Consider the following 17,848-nt stretch of genomic DNA (forward strand, 5'->3'; position numbering starts at 1 on the left):
TTTCATTTGTTATTTTGTCGCTTTATATAATCGGTCTGCTTCGTCAAATCGGTCAGTAACATCTGAGTTCGGTTGCTTACCGAATAAGCTCACAACAATGATTGCGATGAGAGAGCAAATAAAGCCAGGAATGATTTCATAGATTCCATTATCAGCCCAAATATTTTTCCATACAATAACGGTCACTGCACCAATGATCATCCCCGCCAAAGCGCCATTTAATGTCATGCGTTTCCAGAATAAAGACAGAATAATGAGCGGGCCAAATGCTGCCCCAAAGCCTGCCCAAGCGTAGGCAACTAGACCAAGTACTTTAGATTCAGGGTTTGACGCTAAAACAATCGCAAGTAAAGCTATCAGGAGCACCATCAAGCGACCCACCCAAACCAGTTCTTTTTGAGAAGCAGTTTTACGGATGAAAGATTTATAAAAATCTTCGGTTAAAGTGCTTGAACAAACAAGAAGTTGACAACTCAATGTACTCATTACCGCAGCCAAAATGGCAGCTAATACAATCCCGGCGATCCATGGGTTAAATAGAACTTTCGTTAACTCCATAAATACAGTTTCAGGGTTAGCATTCACAATATTAGCGAACTGTGGATTTTGCTGAAAATAAGCAATACCGACATATCCAGCAGCCACTGCACCACCAAGGCACAGAATCATCCAAGTCATACCAATACGACGAGCATTAGGAATCGATTTAACTGAATCAGCAGCCATAAAACGTACGAGAATATGAGGTTGTCCGAAATAGCCTAAACCCCAAGCCAGTAATGAAATAATTGCGACGGTACTTAAGTTACCCATTAAACTGCTTGCTTCTGGTCGCGCTGCTTCAAGTGCTAGATTCACTTGAGATAAATCGGAAAAAGTCAGTAAAGCCACGATGGGGGTAAGCAATAAGGCAAAAATCATTAATCCCGCTTGGATGGTGTCTGTCCAAGAAACAGCTAAGAACCCACCAATAAAAACGTAACTGATCGTTGCAATTGCACTAATCCAAAGGGCAGTGCTGTAAGAAAGATCAAACATACTTTCAAATAATCGAGCGCCTGCCACCATGCCTGAAGCACAATAAATGGCAAAGAAGATTAAAATGACAAATGCGGAAACGATTCGTAGAATTTTTTTCTGATCATTAAAACGATTGGAAAAGTAATCTGGGAGTGTAAGGGCATTGTGTTGAACTTCAGTATGAACTCTGAGACGTCCTGCCACTAACAGCCAGTTGAGCCAGGCACCAATAATTAAACCAATTGCAATCCACATTTCTGATAGACCGGAAAGATAAATAGCACCTGGCAAACCCATAAGTAACCAGCCACTCATGTCAGAAGCACCAGCTGAAAGGGCTGTTACAAAACTTCCCAAGCGTCGTCCACCCAAAATATAATCTGAAAAGTTCGTGGTCGCTCGATACGCGATTAAACCAATCACGACCATGGCGACAATATAGAACATGAAAGTGATTAAGGTGGGATCAAAGGTGCTCATACAATTTCCATGATGCAGTTAGACGATAGATTGTTTTCATGCAATCTTTCAGGATGCGAAATTTAACCATAAATTTAAAATAAATGCTGAAGAATTGAATCTTGAGTCATATCAATAACAAAGGCAGCCGAAGCTGCCTTTTTAAATTTTGAAGAGTGTTTGAGCGATTTAAGGATTATTACGACCCATTACCCCACGAATCGTATTCATGATGTCAGCAGGCAATACCACAGTTTTAGCATTATTAGATTTAGCCATATCCTGCATTGCTTTTACATATTGTTCACCAAGTAGATAAGCGACAGGAATTTCTTTGTCGCCTACAGCATTGGTAACCATGTTAATGGCTTTTTCTGAAGCTTCAGCAAGTACAACTTGAGCCTCAGCATCACGACGTGATGCTTCAAGACGACCTTCAGCTTCCAGAATCGCAGCTTGTTTCTCACCATCAGCACGTGTCACTGTCGCACGACGCTGACGTTCAGCTGCGGCTTGTGCTTCCATTGCGGATTGCATCGTACCTGATGGTTGAATATCTTGGATTTCAACCGTTTTAAGCGTAATTCCCCAATCTGAAATATCATCAGAAATTGCTGCTTTCAGCTTCGCTTTAATATGATCACGTGAAGATAAAGCATCATCCAAGTCCATTTCACCGACGATTGAACGTAAAGAAGTTTGGACAAGGTTTTGGATCGCCCAAGTATAGTTTTCGATACCGTAGACTGCTTTTTCTGGTGTAGTAATGTTGATATAGGCAACAGCGTTCATTAAAAGAACTGCGTTATCTCTTGTAATTACTTCCTGAGATGGAATATCAAGAACGATATCTTTTGTTGTGACTTTATATGCGACTTCATCAACATAAGGAATCACAAAGTTTAGACCTGGACTTAAGGTTGTATGGTATTTACCCAGACGTTGTACGATCCATTTATAGCCTTGAGGAACAATACGAACCCCTTTAAAAATAGTGATCCCGACGAATGCCAAAAATGCGATGGCAATAATTGAACCAGACATTTCTACTCCTTTAAGAATTATTGTTTATAACGGTGAATTGAGGTTATTGTGCGCTTGAACGACCAGCTCATTACCTAAAATATCTGTAACTCTGACACGATCACCGACCTGAACAGGGCTCAGTGTTCTGCAATTCCATTCGTCAGAGCCGAGAACTGGAAGCTGAAAACGAACTTTGACCAATTCAGGTTCATGACCAATTTGAATCACCATCCCAACTTGTCCGATTGTCGCTTCACGTGAGAGACCCGCTTTAGTCTTATCAACGGAAAGTGGTTTAATAAATTTAAACCAAACCACCGTACATGAAATCGATAGGACAACCCATAAAATAATTTGAGTTGGAAGCCCCATAGAAGGAAATAGCCACACGAGTATGCTAATAATGACTGCAGCTATACCAAACCACAGTGCAGCAAAGGCCGGTAAAATGAGCTCAGACAGGATGAGCAAAATACCTAATACAAACCAATGCCAAGGTTCAATCAATAAGTCCATACATCTACTCTAATCGTTATCTTGTTATAGACGAAAACATCTATATCAAGATAACAGACTAGGGCAGAGAAGCCTATAAAAAATGCTTAAAAGCGAGCTGTTGGTGCAGGTTTGAAAGCAGCAGGAGATTTTTTGAAATTGGCAATTGCGGTATCTATTGATTTAATTTTCAGTTGCGCTGCTTTCTCACCTTCAAGTATTGCCTCATTGCTGGCTTTCAAATCCAAAGTTCCTAAATGGCCAACTTTTGGCTGAATCACGACTGTAGCTGCATTGAGTTCAGTATTGATACTTTGTTGACCCATAATATTAATCGTTTGATCCAACAGTCCCCACATGCTCATCGGCTTATTGCCTGCAGGGCGTGCAGAAATATCAACTGCTATCACAATATCTGCACCCATATTTTTGGCAGTTTGAACTGGAATTGGACTCACGAGTCCACCATCAACATATTTGGTTTTGCCAATCGTTGTTGGAACAAAGACGTTAGGGATACTACATGACGCTCTTACGGCTTGACCTGTATTACCTTTGACGAAATCAGCGCGTTTACCATTATCTAAACGTGTGGCAACTGCAGCAAATCGAATCGGGAATTGTTCAATCGGTTTGTTCCCAACCTGTCGATTGACATAATCTTGGAGCTTTTGACCGAGGACCACACCCTGTCGATTTAAAGTTAAATCACGAATATCGGATTCTTTCAGCTGAAGTGCAATTTGCTGTAGTTGATAGGGAGATTTGCCTGAAGCATAAATACTACCGACAAAACTTCCAGCACTTGTACCCGTAACAATTTTGGGTTTTATACCATGAGATTCTAAAACCTTTAATACACCAATATGCGCAAAACCTTTTGCACCACCACCGCCTAGAGCAATGGCGATCACTGGCTCGCGTGCTTGAATTTGAGTGGATTGTGTAGGATTTTTTACAGTAGAGTTACAGCCTGATAGCGCCAATAAACTCAGGCCAATGAAGCTGATTTTGGGAAGATTGAGGAGCAATGACATAGACATTAATCTGTTAAAAAGTGTCAAAATTTTAGGCATATCTCAACAGATTGCTGTCTATTTTTCTAGCATTTTTACAAAAGTTCTTTAAAGGGTAATGCTAAACGACTTATATTTTTAGGAGAAATTTTTCCACGATAATATTCTAATATTTTGTGCAGATCAGATTCATAGTCTCCCGTCATTTCGAGGCTTCCTAAACATCGAATGATTTTATGATCATAATCAAATGCAAACATTACCACTGGTATATTTGCACCTAAGGCAATGTGATAAAAACCGCTGCGAATGTTTTTAGCACTTTTTCGTGTACCTTCAGGTGCCATTGCCACCCAAATTCTATCTCGTTTATGAATAGCTTGAACAATTTGTTGAGTCAAGCCTTGGGGGGTATCGCGTTTTACCGGAATCACCCCGATCCATTTGAGTAAATGTTTGAGTGGAGATTTGAACAGACTATCTTTTCCAAAGATTGTGACTTCAATGCCAATGCCAAGCATCGCGAGAAAGGCATACAGTCCATCATAATTTGATGTATGGGGGGACACAATTGCGACAGCTTTGGGAAAATTTGGAAATTCTCCTTCAAAAGACCAGCCTTGTCGAAGATAAAGCTGTTTGAACGCTGCTCGACTCAACTTTGAACCGCGTTGAGGAACTTGTGATGGTAATTTTGGAAATCTATTGTTCATTGTGCGTTGTATAATTGCTTTTTAAACTTATTATAAAGACCTTGTGTATGAGATACATTGGCAGAATAAGAATCAAGTGACAAGGACATCTCAATACGGATTGATTAAGAAAACATCAGTTGCAGGATACCTCTTTCATGTCACCAAATACCAAAATGTATGTGCTTTTATTTTCACTCTATTGGGCGCAAGGATTGCCAGTAGGATTTATGACACATGCTTTGCCCGTGATTCTGCGTGCTGAAGGTGTTTCCTTAACGCATATTGGTGGATTTGGATTGCTGATGGCTCCGTGGGCACTCAAAGTTTTATGGGCTCCATTGGTTGATCGCCATCATTTGTTCAATCAAGGGCATTACCGCAGTTGGATTATACCCACTCAGTTACTCACAATTATCACATTGATTATCTTATCATTTATCCCCATTCAATCACTGAATCAACCTCAATATCTCTTTGGATTTTTCGTGGCATTGTTGATGATGAATAGTATCGGAGCGACTCAAGATATAGCAACCGATGGCTTAGCTGTGAATATTCTAAAAGGTGAACAACAGCATTTAGGCAATATGTTCCAAGTGATTGGTTCAAGGTTGGGCTTTATTGTGGGAGGCGGTGCGATATTGTGGGTATTAGATGCATTGACTTGGCAAACCACTTTTTTATGCTTGGCTATTTTGGTGGCATTTAATACGCTACCCGTATTATTGTATCGTGAGCCTCAACATACTTCACAAAGCATCAATAATCATCAAGATGATGATTCATCATCTAAAACTCAAAGTTTCGTGAAAGCTTTAAGTCATTACTTAAAATATTTTTTTCAAAATCGAGAACTCAGACTTTGGTTTTTTGTATTGTGTAGCATTAAAGTGACGGATGGATTGTCTGGACCTATTCTTAAACCATTGTTGGTCGATTTAGGACTATCTAAGACGCAAATTGGTGTCAATGTGACCATGCTTGGAGCATTTGCTGCTTTGATCGGAGCAGGTATTGCAGGTTGGCTACTTAGGTTTTATTCGCGTCAAAGTGCTTTAATTACTTTTTCACTGCTTAAATTATTGAGTCTCATTGGATTTGCATGGTTATCGCATTATGAGGCTCGACCTTCTGAATTGAACGTCGTGTGGATCTATATCATCAATGCTTTAGAAGATATGTTCGCTGCGATGTTATTGGTGATTATTCTAACCTTGGTGATGCAATACAGTCGGAAAGAATTTGCAGGAACAGATTTTACTTTCCAAGTCGCATTGATGGCTTCTATTGCGGGAGCACTGTATACCTTGAGTGGCATATTAGGCGATTGGCTTGGTTATACCTCATATCTCATTTTGATCTGTATATTAGGATTATTTTTATTCATACCAATTTTAGTATGGAGTCGGTATACAGTTCAAAATAAACATCAATGGAATTAGTCTGTAATCTATCTTTTATTCATTTTCATGCTTAGGATGAAATAAAAAGGAATAATCGAGATTGCGGAGAGTTGATAGCATGGGCAAATGAATACACTCCTCTAAGCACTATGAAAATTCAAGCTGTTATTTTTGATTTGGACAATACACTGACACACCGAGATTTAAGTGTTCAAACTTTTAGTCGGGCATTATTTAATACTTATAAACAGCAAATCGATCAATCTGCCTCGTCTGCGCAAGCTGAGATTCTCGAAACGATTCGATATATTGATCATGGTGGCTATCCCATCCGAGAAAGAATGACTGCACCTACCATTGGTGGTTCCGTCGCTCATGCATTACTCAATCAGTTGAAATGGAAAAAAGCACCAGAATTAGATGAATTAAGTGACTATTGGTTTAATCAATTTGGACTAAACGCAGTCATGATGCCAAATGCTATTCAGACGCTTGATCAGCTTAGAAGCGAGGGATTTAAGTTGGCAATCATTTCGAATGGAGGACATTTCACTCGACACAAAATTATCGAAGGTTTAGGAATCGCGCATTATTTTGATGTAATCATGAGTTCTGAGAAGGCAGGTGTGTCAAAGCCTCAAGCAGAAATATTTCATATGACTTGTCAACAATTAGGAATTGCACCTGACCATTGTCTTTATGTTGGTGATCATCCAGTGAATGATTATTGGGCTGCTACTCAGGCTGGATTAGATGGACTATATTTGGCGGGGTTCCACCAATCCTTAGCTGAACATCAACCGCCCTTAAATAAAACAATTCAGACTTTGCCTGAAATTTTAGCGTATATAAAACAAGTCAATGCATGATGTAAATGATGAATTTTTGAGACGATCAGCTTGATGCAGTGTAATATAAAATGATCAGTTCAAAATGCATGCAATAAACTACTGTGGTTGATTGAGCGTATTAGGGCTGAGCGATCTGCACTCGATTAGGCTCATCATTTATGTACAGCATTGTTTTATCCTTAGTGCCGCTGATAGGACTCATATTAATTGGATATTTTCTTAAACAGAAATCATATTTAACAGACGAGTTTTGGGCGGGTGCAGAGAAACTTAACTATTTTGTGTTTTTTCCTGCCATGCTTTTTGGTAATTTGGCTCAAGCTGATATTCATATGGAGATGGTGAGTAAAATTTTAGTCATTTTACTCGTGGTCTTTCCAATTGCTTGTGCGGTTTTATATATTTTAAAAAGAATTTTTCAGACCCCAACACGAAGATTTGGAGTCTATGTTCAAAGTAATGTACGTTTTAATACCTATATTGGTTTAGCAGTTGTTGCTTCGCTTTTTCCAGCAGAAGGCATGACGATTTTTGCATTACTGTTGGCGATCAGTATTCCTGTTGTGAATATCATCTCGGTATTGGCACTGACCGATCATGAAAATATGAATTTTCGCGCAGTGATTATATCGTTACTCAAAAATCCTTTAATTTTAGGTTGTCTGGTTGGGGTGCTCTACAATGTATCCGGGCTGCCATTATGGAAAGGTGCAGAGTCATTAATTTACCAACTTGCGATATGTAGCTTACCTATGGGACTAATGTGTGTCGGTGCTGCATTGCAATTTGTGGCTCTTAAAAAAGAATCATTACCTCTAATGATCAACACGCTATCGCGTTTATGTTTAATGCCGATTTTGGCTTGGCTGGTCTGTAAAATGCTGGGCTTCAATGCTTTAGAGACGCAAATCTTTATTTTATATTTTGCATTACCAACGGCTTCAGCTGCTTATATTCTGACAAAAGTATTGGGTGGTGACAGTCAATTAATGGCTGGCATAATTAGTCTGCAAATTATCGGTGCTGCAATCACACTACCCATCGTTTTGACTTTAATATTGCATTAAAACTCAGAAGTATAATTCCAAATATTTAGAATCATTTGAAAGCTTATCGATTCAATTTGAATTAGATTATGTATTTGTGTTGAATTATGAGAAAATGCAAGATTAAGTTGAATTGAAGTACTCCCATGACACACCACAATGCTGAATCTTTAAGTGATATCGAAATTTTAGATATTTTACAGTCTATGAAATCTGACGAACTTAATGTTGAGGCGAATAAACTGATTCGTAGTGGTGGTAAAGAGGGGCGTCAGGAAGCACATAAAAAAGCCTTGGTTGCATTACATCAATCTTTTGAAGAAAAGTTTGTTGAAGCAGTGACACTTGCTTTAGGTTTAAATGAAGCACAAGCAAAAAAAATTAAATATAAAAAAGACAGAATTCGTATTCTTAAAGCGCGTGGTATTGATTATCTTGAGATTGATGGTGCTGAAACAGCACAAGTTTTATCGCAGGTTGCACAGGCGATTACACGCGAAGAAGCAATCGTAACGCGTGATCTACACAATATTTTTCCGTTTTGGAAAGAAGGCTGGCCAATGGTTCAGTTAGATAATGCGTATGCTATTTTAGCTGAAGATATCGATATTCATTATCAAGCAACTTTAGATAAACTTTTAGAAATCTATGGTCGCTAATACTTTATTATTCAAGTTAAACGAAGAATTGAAAACGTAGTTTAGCGAACCAAGTGACTGAAAACCGATTTAAGCAAAGGCTTAAATCGGTTTTTTTACTTTTATCAGTAGCTTATATTTTGAAAGCAGAATAAAAAATCTTAACAGACTCAAATATGTATGCTGAGATTGTTAGACATTTCAAGAGTTCTATGCATTGTTGGTCTGTTATTATTAAGCAATATTAAAAAATAAGGATAACTATAATGATGGGTCTTTCAATTGGTCATATCGCACTATTTGCCATAATTATTTTGGTCATTTTCGGTACAGCTAAATTAAAGAATTTTGGCAAAGATGTCGGCGGCGCTGTAAAAGATTTTAAAGATGCTGTTCGCGAAGATAAAAAAGACACTCATCAATAATCTTTTTTAAACAATATTCAAAGCAATATTGTGGTGTTTTAACCTATGTTTGATGTTGGGTTTGGAGAACTACTCTTTCTTGGACTGATTGTAATTGTGGTCTTGGGTCCTGATCGTTTACCCGATGCGATTCGTTTTGCGCTTCGAAGCTTGAAAAAAATAAGTGAAATAAAATCCGATATTAAACAGAAAGTAGATCTAGAACTTGAGCTTCATCAACTTCGTGAAGAATTAAAAGACGAAATTCAGAATGTTAAACAGCTTGAAACTCAAATGCAGGAATATTTCGTGCATCTAGATGATCAAATTGATCAGAAACAAAAACAATATTTCCCAATACAAAAGTTTTATGTTCCAGCACCTTATAAAACAGATTTTCTAATGACTCATTTAGCGCATTGGTCGTGTGTTGATATACATGTAATGGGAGTGAGATATGTCTGAAACTTCCGACCTCAAAAAAACACTGAGTCATTTTTCTGATTATTTTGAAGAATTTAGGCGAAATTTAATTCATGTCGTTATCGGCTTTTTAGTTATTTTTGTTGGATTAGTGCCATTCGCGAACAAAATTTATAACGCGATCGCACTGCCTCTACAAGCTAAATTACCTGCAAATGCGCATATGATTGCGACAGATATTACCAGTACATTTGTAGCACCCATTAAGTTGGTATTTTTTGTCACGCTGATCATCCTTTTTCCTTTTATTTTTTATAAATTATATGTTTTTTTAAAACATGCGCTTTATCTGAAAGAACGTAAAATTTTCTTTTTCTTTTTTCCCTCAAGTATTGTGTTGTTTTACTCGGGCATTGCACTGGGATACTTTTTTATTCTGCCCGCTGTATTGGGATTCTTTATTGGAGTTTCGCCAGATAGTGTGACCCCTATGACAGATATTCAACAATACTTATTGTTTTGTATTAAGTTTTTCTTCGTCTTAGGGCTGATTTTTCAAGTGCCATTGGTCATTATGATCACGGTGTATTTTGGATTAGTAGACATTGAGACCATCCAAAAAAATAGACCTTACATTTTTATCTTTTGTTTTTTTATTGCCATGTTTGTAACGCCGCCAGACATATTATCAATGGCGATTGGGGGCACAATGATCTATCTATTATTTGAAATTGGGCTGTTATTTTCAAGAATATTGAGTCAATCGAATTATCAAAATTAATGTTAAATAAATCACAAAATAATTAAATAGTGTCATACAGTTTTCATTATAGATACACAATTCATTCTGTATATTAAAAAGTGCTTAACAAAAGTTAGGTGTATCTAACATAAATTCTTTATAACGAGGTTTTAATCATGAGCTTAGTAGAATTAAAGCAAGAAGAAATCAATGAAGTATCTGGTGCTGGAACATTGATTGGTGACTCAATCATCCACGGTGTGAACTTATTCAATCAAACACTTAATTCAAAACTGATTTCATCAGTTGGTGTTGTATTTAGTGCAGTAGGTTTAGGGCTAGTACACCAAGCTGCTGATACTACTGGTTTAGTGGCATCAAAAACATTAATTGGTCTTGGTCGTGCACTTGGTGGCGATGTAGCTGAAACTCCAAACCATTACGAAAAAGAAAAGGCAGAAGGTCAATATAAACTTCTTCCGACTTTAAATGGCGTTCGTGCTTGGCTTTCATAAGTTTTAAATAAAGTGTTAAAGGCAGACTGGTCATGAGTACTGGTCTGCTTTCAGTAACAGAAATAATAAAGCTAAACTTTTGGTGGCTATAACAATGCAGAATTCATCAGAACAAATAGATCACGATAAAAGAAACTTTCTAAAAACAATGGGTAGCTTAGCTGCTGTTGGTGCTGTTTCAGCATGGCTTCCAACACAAAAGGCAGAAGCTTGGTTTTTTCCTTTACAAGAAAGATTAGTAAATTTCCCAACTGAAATCTCAATTTTTAAACAGAAATATGAAAATTGGTCTGGGGAATCTCGTTATGAAAATGCATGGACAGCATCACCGAGAAATCAAGAACAAGTTTTAAAAGCCATTAACTGGGCATATCAAAATGGCTATAAAGTCAGACCCAAAGGGATGTCACATAATTGGTCACCTTTATTGTTGGATGATCAAGACAAGATTACTAAAATTTTATTGATTGATATGCCAACGCATATCAACAAAGTCAGTATTGATGCAAAAGGTATTGTGACTGCCGAAGCAGGCATTCAAATGGAAGCATTGTTAACCGCAATGGAATACCGTAATCGTGGATTTGTAGCAGTGCCCGCACCTGGAGATTTAACTTTGGGTGGTGTGTTGGCCATTGATGGTCATGGCACAGGTGTACCTGCCGTAGGGGAAATAAAACAAGAAGGTCAAACTTATGGTTCGATCAGTAATTTAGTGGTATCGATCACTGCTGCTGTTTTCGACCAACGAGAAGGTCGATATGTTGCGAAAACCTTCCTGCGAAATGATCCAGAAATTCGTGCATTTTTAGTTCATATAGGTCGTGCATTTATTTTATCTGCACAATTACAAACGTCAAAAAATCAATATATTCGTTGTGAAAGCTATACCGACATTCATATCAATGAGCTATTCGCTCAAGATAAGCATGCTGGACGTACCTTCTCTCATTTTCTGGATAAATCTGGTCGTGCAGAAGCAATTTGGTTTCCATTCACCGATTATCCTTGGTTAAAAGTTTGGACTGTTACTCCGTATCGTCCTTTGACTGCTCGACAGACAGTCAAACCATTCAATTATTGGTTCTCAGATAATTTGATCAAACCTATTACTGATTTGATTCATAAAATCATCGTCAATAAAAGTACTTATCTCACGCCAACCTTCGGTTTTACTCAGTATGAAATCTCTAAACTAGGTTTAAATGGTACGCCATTATCTGGAATCACGACGATTTTGACTGGTGGTTTGGCTTCCACTCAAACTTATGATTTATGGGGAACGTCAAAAAACGTTTTACTGTATGTCAAACCAACAACTTTGCGTGTTACGGCAAATGGCTATGCTGTCATTACCAGTCGTGCAAACGTTCAACGGGTTATTGCTGATTTTTGTGATTATTTCGGCATTAAGATGAAGCAATATCAAAAAATGGGTCGTTTCCCAATGAATGGACCTGTTGAAATTAGAGTTACGGGCTTGGATCATCCAGAAGATTCAATTGTTCACGGCGCTCAAACAGCAGCATTATCAGCCATTAAACCTTGTCCTGATCATCCTGAATGGGACTGTGCCGTTTGGTTTGATATTTTAACCTTGCCAGGTACGCCATTCTCAGCGCAATTTTACACAGAAGTTGAGGAGTGGATGTCACAACGTTATCAAGGTGATTCTTTGATGCGACCAGAATGGTCTAAAGGGTGGGGCTATACCAATCAAAAAGCTTGGGATAGTTCAACTTATATCGATTACGAAATTCCACGCGTCCATGCTCAGGGTCAATCTAATCATTTAACCATTCAGTCGAGTAGTCATATTTTAAAGCAATATGATCCTCATGCTTTGTTCACAGCACCTTTAGTCAATCGAGTTTTGAAATAAAACAAGATGAACGCTTCGTTTTTAATCTATTGAAATCAGTATCCAACTGAGTTTATTCAAAGCAGATTTAGCTGAGCGAAGTGTGGGATAGAACAGGAGACAACACAGATCATGACTATTTTATTGAAAACTTTTGGTTTGTGTTTGTCTCTTTTAAGCACGCTGTTGAAATGTAGTCAACTTGATGAAAATTCAATATAAAAACCCGTACTTGAAAAATTAATTACAAATATATATGACAAATAAGCTGTTTAGAGACAAAGCGATTGATGCACAAAAGTCAAAGTGGATTGGTGAAGTCATTTTGATTCGACCATTTTCATTTACGGTACTCACGATTGTTGTCGCCATTTTTACTGTTTTATTAGTGAGTTTTATTTTTTTTGGAAGCTATACGAAGAGGACGAGTGTTAAAGGATTATTGATTCCTAATACAGGTTTAATCCGAGTTTATAGTGCTGAAGGGGGTACAGTCAGTGAAAAATTCGTCAAAGAAGGTCAATTAGTGGAGAAAGGGACACCATTAATTACATTAAAAATGACGCGTTATAATAGTACAGGTAACTATAATGAGTCTGTACAAAAACAAATTGAGTTAAAAAAACAAAGTTTAGATACTGAAAAAAATAAACTAAAAGACTTACATTTAAATAATGTTCAACAATTAAATGCAGAAATTCAATCTATACGTTTAGATTTAATAAAATTAGATGGCTTAATTGCCGAGCAACGCCAACGTCTAGCACTTGCACAAGAAAATGCACATCGTTATCGAGATTTAAAAGATAAAGAATATATTTCGATTGAAGAATATCAACTGAAGCAAGATAACTATATCAGCCTAAAAGTTGCATTACAGAGTTATGAGCGTGAAAAAAATACTAAACAAGCTGAATTAGAAAATAAATTATTGGCTCAGCAAGGACTAGCATCGAAGTTGGAAAGTGAGCTGACTTTGGTCGATCGTCAATTAGCTTCGAATCAGCAAGAATTTTTAGAAAATAAAGCGCGGGATAGTTTGCTATTACAAGCCAATGCGACAGGAAAAATAGCATCGATTAATGCAGAGGTTGGTCAGTTTATTTCTCCTAATATTCCTGTTATGAATATTGTTCCGACGCCTTCTTATTTAGAAGCACATCTTTTTGTACCCAGTTCAGCAATTGGATTTATAAGGACTGGTCAAACCGTAAAACTTCGTTTTCAAGCCTATCCTTACCAAAAATTTGGTCAAGGTGAAGGTGTGATTCATTCAATCTCAGCGACGACGATGAACCCACAAGAACTGACCAATTTAGGCGAGTTAAGTCAGGGTGTAACATTTAACCAAAGTGAACCTGTGTATTTAGTCAAAGTCAAATTAGAACAACAGTTTGTAAAAGCCTATGGTGAAAGTAAGCCTCTTAAAGTGGGCATGGCCTTTGATGCAGATATCATGCAAGAAAAAAGAAAACTATATGAATGGGTACTCGAACCGTTATATAGCATCACGGGCAAGATATAAGAAGAAATAACATGCAGATATTAGACAAAATTTCTCTTGGATTTGGACGGAAAATTCCAACCATTTTACAGACGGAAGCGACAGAATGTGGATTAGCCTGTATTGCGATGATTGCGCATTATTATGGCTATGAGTCTGATTTATTAACGTTAAGACGCCGTTTTTCAGTTTCTCAAAAGGGTTCAAATCTCAATCAGCTGATCAAAATTAGTAATCAGTTGAAAATGGTAACACGCCCATTAAAGCTGGATTTAGAAGATTTAGATCAGCTTAAAACCCCATGTATTTTACATTGGGATTTCAACCACTTTGTGGTGTTGCAAGAAGTCAGTGCCAATAAAGTCACGATTTTAGATCCAGCATTTGGTAAACGTGTACTGACACTCAATGAGGTATCTGAACATTTTACGGGTGTTGCATTAGAGCTTTGGCCAGATACTGAATTTGAAAAAAAAGAAGATAAAAATCAGATTCAGCTTAAAGGTCTAATTGGTCATGTTCGTGGTTTATGGAAATCTCTCGGGCAAATTTTGATCTTGGCTTTAGCCTTAGAAGTTTTTTCATTAATTAGCCCATTCTTTATGCAATGGGTGATCGACCATGTGATCGTATCTGCAGATCGGGATCTCTTAACGATACTGGCTATTGGCTTTGGCATGTTAATGTTACTTCAGCAGTTTATCGGGCTACTTCGTTCTTGGATCATGATGTATATGAGCACACATTTAAGTGTGCAGTGGCAAGCCAACGTCTTTAATCACATGATTAATGTTCCTGTCTCTTATTTTGAAAGACGATCACTCGGTGACATTGTTTCACGATTTGGATCAATTGGAAACATTCAAACCACGCTCACCACAACGTTCTTAGCTGCGATTCTTGATGGATTAATGACTGTATTTACGTTGATTTTAATGTTTGTATACAGTCCGAAGTTAGCTTGGATTGCAATTTTTACTATGGGCTTATACGCCTTAATCCGATGGATTTGGTATGCACCTTTGAAACGAGCGACTGAAGCGCAGATTATTCATGCAGCGAAGCAAAGCAGCCATTTTATGGAAACTGTGCGTGGAGCTAAAACCATAAAACTGTTCCAACGACAAGATGTTCGCCGTTCGACTTGGTTAAATCTTATGGTCAATCAAGTCAATGCTGGATTAACGACCCAAAAGCTGGGGTTGGGATTCTCATTGGCAAATGGAGTGCTATTTGGGATTCAGAACATTCTAATTATTTGGTTAGGTGCCACATTGGTATTGGAGGGTAATTTTACAGTTGGTGTGCTGATGGCATTTATGGCGTATAAAGGCCAATTTGATAGTCGGGTTGCAGGACTAATCGATAAGTTTATCGAAGTTAAAATGCTTCAAATTGATGTAGAGCGTTTATCCGATATTGTGTTAACAGAACAAGAAAAATTATACGGTGATGCTGAAATCACAAATGTAGATCAGGTTGATAATGCAATTGAAGTCGAAAATCTGCACTTTAAATATTCAGAAAATGACCCTTATGTACTCAAGGGGATTAGTTTTAAGATTCCCCAAAATCAATCTGTCGCCATTGTCGGGGAAACAGGTTGCGGTAAGACCACATTGCTACATGTTCTGTTAGGCGTATTTAAGCAGAATGAAGGTGAAGTCAAAATCATGGGGCGTGACTTTGAACAATTAGGATTAAACGCTGTGCGAGATCAAGTCGCGACAGTGTTACAAGATGACATTCTATTTGCTGGTTCAATCGCAGAAAACATTTGCTTTTTTGATTCAAATCCAGACATGCAATGGGTACAAGAATGTGCAGCCTATGCCGCAATTCATGATGACATTAGCCGTATGCCAATGGGATATCAAACCTTAGTAGGTGATATTGGTAATATGTTGTCAGGAGGACAAAAACAACGAATTTTATTGGCTCGTGCTATCTATAAAAAACCAAAGATTTTATTTATGGATGAGGCGACCAGTAGTTTAGACGTATTAAAAGAACAAGAGGTCAATGCAAATCTCAAGCATTTAAATATTACCAAATTGATTATTGCACACCGTCCAGAAACGATTTCATCTGCTGAGCGGATTATCGCTTTACAAGATGGCGTGATTGTCCGTGATATGTTGACCAAGGATTTGCAATCTAAATGAAAATTACATACATCGCTTTCATTGTTGTTGGGTCACTATTCGGACATAGTTCGTTGGCTTATGCAGAGAGTTGGTTGTCAAAACTGACTCCAAATCTAAAAAAACAGCGCGAGACATTATGGTTTGATGAGCTCACGGTTCAGCGTAAAGCCCGTGAGAATGAGACAAAACGTAAGGAAATAGAACAACAACTCAATCAAAATGTGTCACTTGATCTTCAAAATCAGAAAATGTTAAGTCAACCTCAATATTGTTTATCTCAAAATAATCTCAAGAATGAACAGCCAATAGAACTGATTGATGCCATTGAACGTGCAGTTTGTCGTAATCCTGAGACAAAAAGTACTTGGGTACAAACGCGTATTCAAGCTGCTCAGCTTAAAATCTCTAAAGCAAATTATTATCCTCAAGTGAATAGCACCTTGAATTACGATTGGTCACGTGATGATAATCAAGTAAAAGATCGTCCTGTTTTGAGTTATGACACTGACTTACGCCGTTACGGACTTGGAATAAGAGCCAATTGGCTACTTTATGATTTTGGTAGTCGATTTTATCAAGCAGAAGAAGCCGAAAAATTATTAGCGATGTCTTTGGCACAGCATGATGTTGCTTTGCAAAATATGATCATCAAAACGATTTCGACTTATTATCAAATTATTCAGGCTGAGTTAAAGTTAAATAATATTAATGAGTTGGTTGTACTTGCAGAAAAAAACTATGAAATTGCAAATGCTCGATATCGTGCGGGTGTTGGTATCAAATCAGATGCATTACAAATGTCCGCAAATTTGGCGAAAGTAAAGTCAGATCAAACTAAATTTTCAGGTGATTTAAAAATAGCAAAAGGACTTTTAGCATCATTAATGGGTGAGCCTGCATACCAAAATTTCAAAATTAATAATCAATTAAAAATTCCAAAAGAGCTAGATCTTAAACCGATTGAAATCCTCATTCAGGATGCTGAAAAAATGCATCCAAAGTTTAAAGCTGCACAATATGATTCACTCGCAGCTGAAAATAAAATTAAGGCAATACAGCGGTCTAGATATCCATCTGTTAGTTTTAACGGCATTTATGATCAGCAAAAACAAACGAGTGACAGTTATGGCAGTGATCGCCAATCTCTACAAGCAGGTGTGCAAGTCAATTTCCCATTGTTTGATGGTTATAATCGAAAAAATCAAATTGTCGTTGCTCAAGAAAACTTAAAATTAAAGCAATTAGAGCAAGAAAGATTGAAGCTTGAAATTAATGCTGAAATCTGGAAAAGCTATAATGAGCTAAATGCAATCCATGACAATATTAAGGCGCTAACGATATTGAATCAAAGTGCTTCAGAAGCCTATGAAGTCGCCCAAGGACGTTATAAAGCGGGTGTAGGAAATTTACTCGAAGTGCTTAATGCTCAGAATGTGTTGAGTGAAGCAAAAATGAATTATTCCACCTTGTTGACAGAGTTTTTAGTGGTGAGGTATCAACTTCTATCTAACATGGGGAACTTGAATATTTGGAATGAGACTCAAGCTCAATAAGTCTTTATAAATAAGAGATTGGAGTGATCAAAAAATCACTCCGAAACTCG

Annotated in this window: 16 protein-coding genes and 1 pseudogene; 12 read left to right on the plus strand and 5 right to left on the minus strand. The window is 37.5% G+C overall.

What is annotated here, in order from left to right; translation table 11 throughout:
- Window positions 1-9: 9 nt before the first annotated feature.
- The 5 genes from putP to AC1M9K_RS09365 form a co-directional block, all read right to left on the minus strand.
- The gene (putP, locus tag AC1M9K_RS09345; protein WP_481589112.1) at window positions 10-1,500 is read right to left on the minus strand and encodes a sodium/proline symporter PutP; all 1,491 of its coding nucleotides are present in this window, start codon (window positions 1,498-1,500) and stop codon (window positions 10-12) included.
- A gap of 168 nt (window positions 1,501-1,668) precedes the next feature.
- Window positions 1,669-2,523: an SPFH domain-containing protein gene (locus AC1M9K_RS09350; protein ID WP_035268029.1), complete on the minus strand. Its 855-nt coding sequence runs from the start codon at window positions 2,521-2,523 to the stop codon at window positions 1,669-1,671.
- A gap of 24 nt (window positions 2,524-2,547) precedes the next feature.
- Window positions 2,548-3,021 (minus strand): NfeD family protein, encoded by a 474-nt coding sequence (locus AC1M9K_RS09355; protein ID WP_180028098.1) that lies wholly within the window; start codon window positions 3,019-3,021, stop codon window positions 2,548-2,550.
- An 86-nt stretch (window positions 3,022-3,107) separates the two neighbouring features.
- Window positions 3,108-4,037: a patatin-like phospholipase family protein gene (locus AC1M9K_RS09360; protein WP_051586590.1), complete on the minus strand. Its 930-nt coding sequence runs from the start codon at window positions 4,035-4,037 to the stop codon at window positions 3,108-3,110.
- A gap of 74 nt (window positions 4,038-4,111) precedes the next feature.
- Window positions 4,112-4,729, minus strand: a complete 618-nt coding sequence (locus AC1M9K_RS09365) for a lysophospholipid acyltransferase family protein (RefSeq protein ID WP_481589113.1) — start codon at window positions 4,727-4,729, stop codon at window positions 4,112-4,114.
- Between the two features lie 137 nt (window positions 4,730-4,866).
- Between AC1M9K_RS09365 and AC1M9K_RS09370 the strand changes: the two genes are divergently transcribed.
- The 12 genes and pseudogenes from AC1M9K_RS09370 (at window position 4,867) to AC1M9K_RS09425 (ending at window position 17,798) form a co-directional block, all read left to right on the plus strand.
- Window positions 4,867-6,153, plus strand: a complete 1,287-nt coding sequence (locus tag AC1M9K_RS09370; RefSeq protein ID WP_481589114.1) for an MFS transporter — start codon at window positions 4,867-4,869, stop codon at window positions 6,151-6,153.
- A gap of 110 nt (window positions 6,154-6,263) precedes the next feature.
- Window positions 6,264-6,983, plus strand: a complete 720-nt coding sequence (locus AC1M9K_RS09375) for an HAD family hydrolase (RefSeq protein ID WP_481589115.1) — start codon at window positions 6,264-6,266, stop codon at window positions 6,981-6,983.
- 140 nt (window positions 6,984-7,123) lie between these two features.
- A complete protein-coding gene (locus AC1M9K_RS09380; RefSeq protein ID WP_035268008.1) occupies window positions 7,124-8,032 on the plus strand; it encodes an AEC family transporter in 909 nt (302 codons plus the stop codon).
- 125 nt (window positions 8,033-8,157) lie between these two features.
- Complete coding sequence (locus tag AC1M9K_RS09385) at window positions 8,158-8,670, plus strand: hypothetical protein (RefSeq protein WP_180028102.1); 513 nt, start codon at window positions 8,158-8,160, stop codon at window positions 8,668-8,670.
- Window positions 8,671-8,915: 245 nt separating this feature from the next.
- Window positions 8,916-9,065: pseudogene (tatA, locus tag AC1M9K_RS09390) on the plus strand (twin-arginine translocase TatA/TatE family subunit); the annotation flags it as partial.
- A gap of 54 nt (window positions 9,066-9,119) precedes the next feature.
- The gene (tatB, locus tag AC1M9K_RS09395) at window positions 9,120-9,518 is read left to right on the plus strand and encodes a Sec-independent protein translocase protein TatB (protein ID WP_481589116.1); all 399 of its coding nucleotides are present in this window, start codon (window positions 9,120-9,122) and stop codon (window positions 9,516-9,518) included.
- The gene (gene tatC, locus AC1M9K_RS09400) at window positions 9,511-10,257 is read left to right on the plus strand and encodes a twin-arginine translocase subunit TatC (RefSeq protein WP_051586588.1); all 747 of its coding nucleotides are present in this window, start codon (window positions 9,511-9,513) and stop codon (window positions 10,255-10,257) included. The genes tatB and tatC overlap by 8 nt, the downstream gene beginning before the upstream one ends.
- Before the next feature lie 137 nt (window positions 10,258-10,394).
- Window positions 10,395-10,733, plus strand: coding sequence for a hypothetical protein (locus AC1M9K_RS09405; RefSeq protein ID WP_035268003.1), 339 nt, complete (start codon window positions 10,395-10,397; stop codon window positions 10,731-10,733).
- 94 nt (window positions 10,734-10,827) lie between these two features.
- On the plus strand, window positions 10,828-12,615 hold the full coding sequence (locus tag AC1M9K_RS09410) for a cholesterol oxidase substrate-binding domain-containing protein (protein ID WP_481589117.1): 1,788 nt from the start codon (window positions 10,828-10,830) through the stop codon (window positions 12,613-12,615).
- Between the two features lie 235 nt (window positions 12,616-12,850).
- A complete protein-coding gene (locus AC1M9K_RS09415) occupies window positions 12,851-14,119 on the plus strand; it encodes an HlyD family secretion protein (protein WP_481589118.1) in 1,269 nt (422 codons plus the stop codon).
- A gap of 11 nt (window positions 14,120-14,130) precedes the next feature.
- On the plus strand, window positions 14,131-16,263 hold the full coding sequence (locus AC1M9K_RS09420) for a peptidase domain-containing ABC transporter (RefSeq protein WP_481589119.1): 2,133 nt from the start codon (window positions 14,131-14,133) through the stop codon (window positions 16,261-16,263).
- A complete protein-coding gene (locus tag AC1M9K_RS09425) occupies window positions 16,260-17,798 on the plus strand; it encodes a TolC family protein (RefSeq protein ID WP_481589120.1) in 1,539 nt (512 codons plus the stop codon). The genes AC1M9K_RS09420 and AC1M9K_RS09425 overlap by 4 nt, the downstream gene beginning before the upstream one ends.
- The last annotated feature ends 50 nt before the right edge of the window (window positions 17,799-17,848 follow it).

Source organism: Acinetobacter sp. 24-47-67, from assembly GCF_056779735.1.

Coding starts and splice junctions, on each gene's coding strand:
- AC1M9K_RS09375 (WP_481589115.1), top strand. CDS start 6,264: ATGAAAATTCAAGCTGTTATTTTTGATTTGGACAATACACTGACACAC.
- AC1M9K_RS09370 (WP_481589114.1), top strand. CDS start 4,867: ATGTCACCAAATACCAAAATGTATGTGCTTTTATTTTCACTCTATTGG.
- AC1M9K_RS09380 (WP_035268008.1), top strand. CDS start 7,124: ATGTACAGCATTGTTTTATCCTTAGTGCCGCTGATAGGACTCATATTA.
- AC1M9K_RS09415 (WP_481589118.1), top strand. CDS start 12,851: ATGACAAATAAGCTGTTTAGAGACAAAGCGATTGATGCACAAAAGTCA.
- AC1M9K_RS09385 (WP_180028102.1), top strand. CDS start 8,158: ATGACACACCACAATGCTGAATCTTTAAGTGATATCGAAATTTTAGAT.
- AC1M9K_RS09420 (WP_481589119.1), top strand. CDS start 14,131: ATGCAGATATTAGACAAAATTTCTCTTGGATTTGGACGGAAAATTCCA.
- AC1M9K_RS09360 (WP_051586590.1), bottom strand. CDS start 4,037: ATGTCATTGCTCCTCAATCTTCCCAAAATCAGCTTCATTGGCCTGAGT.
- putP (WP_481589112.1), bottom strand. CDS start 1,500: ATGAGCACCTTTGATCCCACCTTAATCACTTTCATGTTCTATATTGTC.
- AC1M9K_RS09355 (WP_180028098.1), bottom strand. CDS start 3,021: ATGGACTTATTGATTGAACCTTGGCATTGGTTTGTATTAGGTATTTTG.
- AC1M9K_RS09350 (WP_035268029.1), bottom strand. CDS start 2,523: ATGTCTGGTTCAATTATTGCCATCGCATTTTTGGCATTCGTCGGGATC.
- AC1M9K_RS09405 (WP_035268003.1), top strand. CDS start 10,395: ATGAGCTTAGTAGAATTAAAGCAAGAAGAAATCAATGAAGTATCTGGT.
- tatB (WP_481589116.1), top strand. CDS start 9,120: ATGTTTGATGTTGGGTTTGGAGAACTACTCTTTCTTGGACTGATTGTA.
- AC1M9K_RS09410 (WP_481589117.1), top strand. CDS start 10,828: ATGCAGAATTCATCAGAACAAATAGATCACGATAAAAGAAACTTTCTA.
- AC1M9K_RS09365 (WP_481589113.1), bottom strand. CDS start 4,729: ATGAACAATAGATTTCCAAAATTACCATCACAAGTTCCTCAACGCGGT.
- AC1M9K_RS09425 (WP_481589120.1), top strand. CDS start 16,260: ATGAAAATTACATACATCGCTTTCATTGTTGTTGGGTCACTATTCGGA.
- tatC (WP_051586588.1), top strand. CDS start 9,511: ATGTCTGAAACTTCCGACCTCAAAAAAACACTGAGTCATTTTTCTGAT.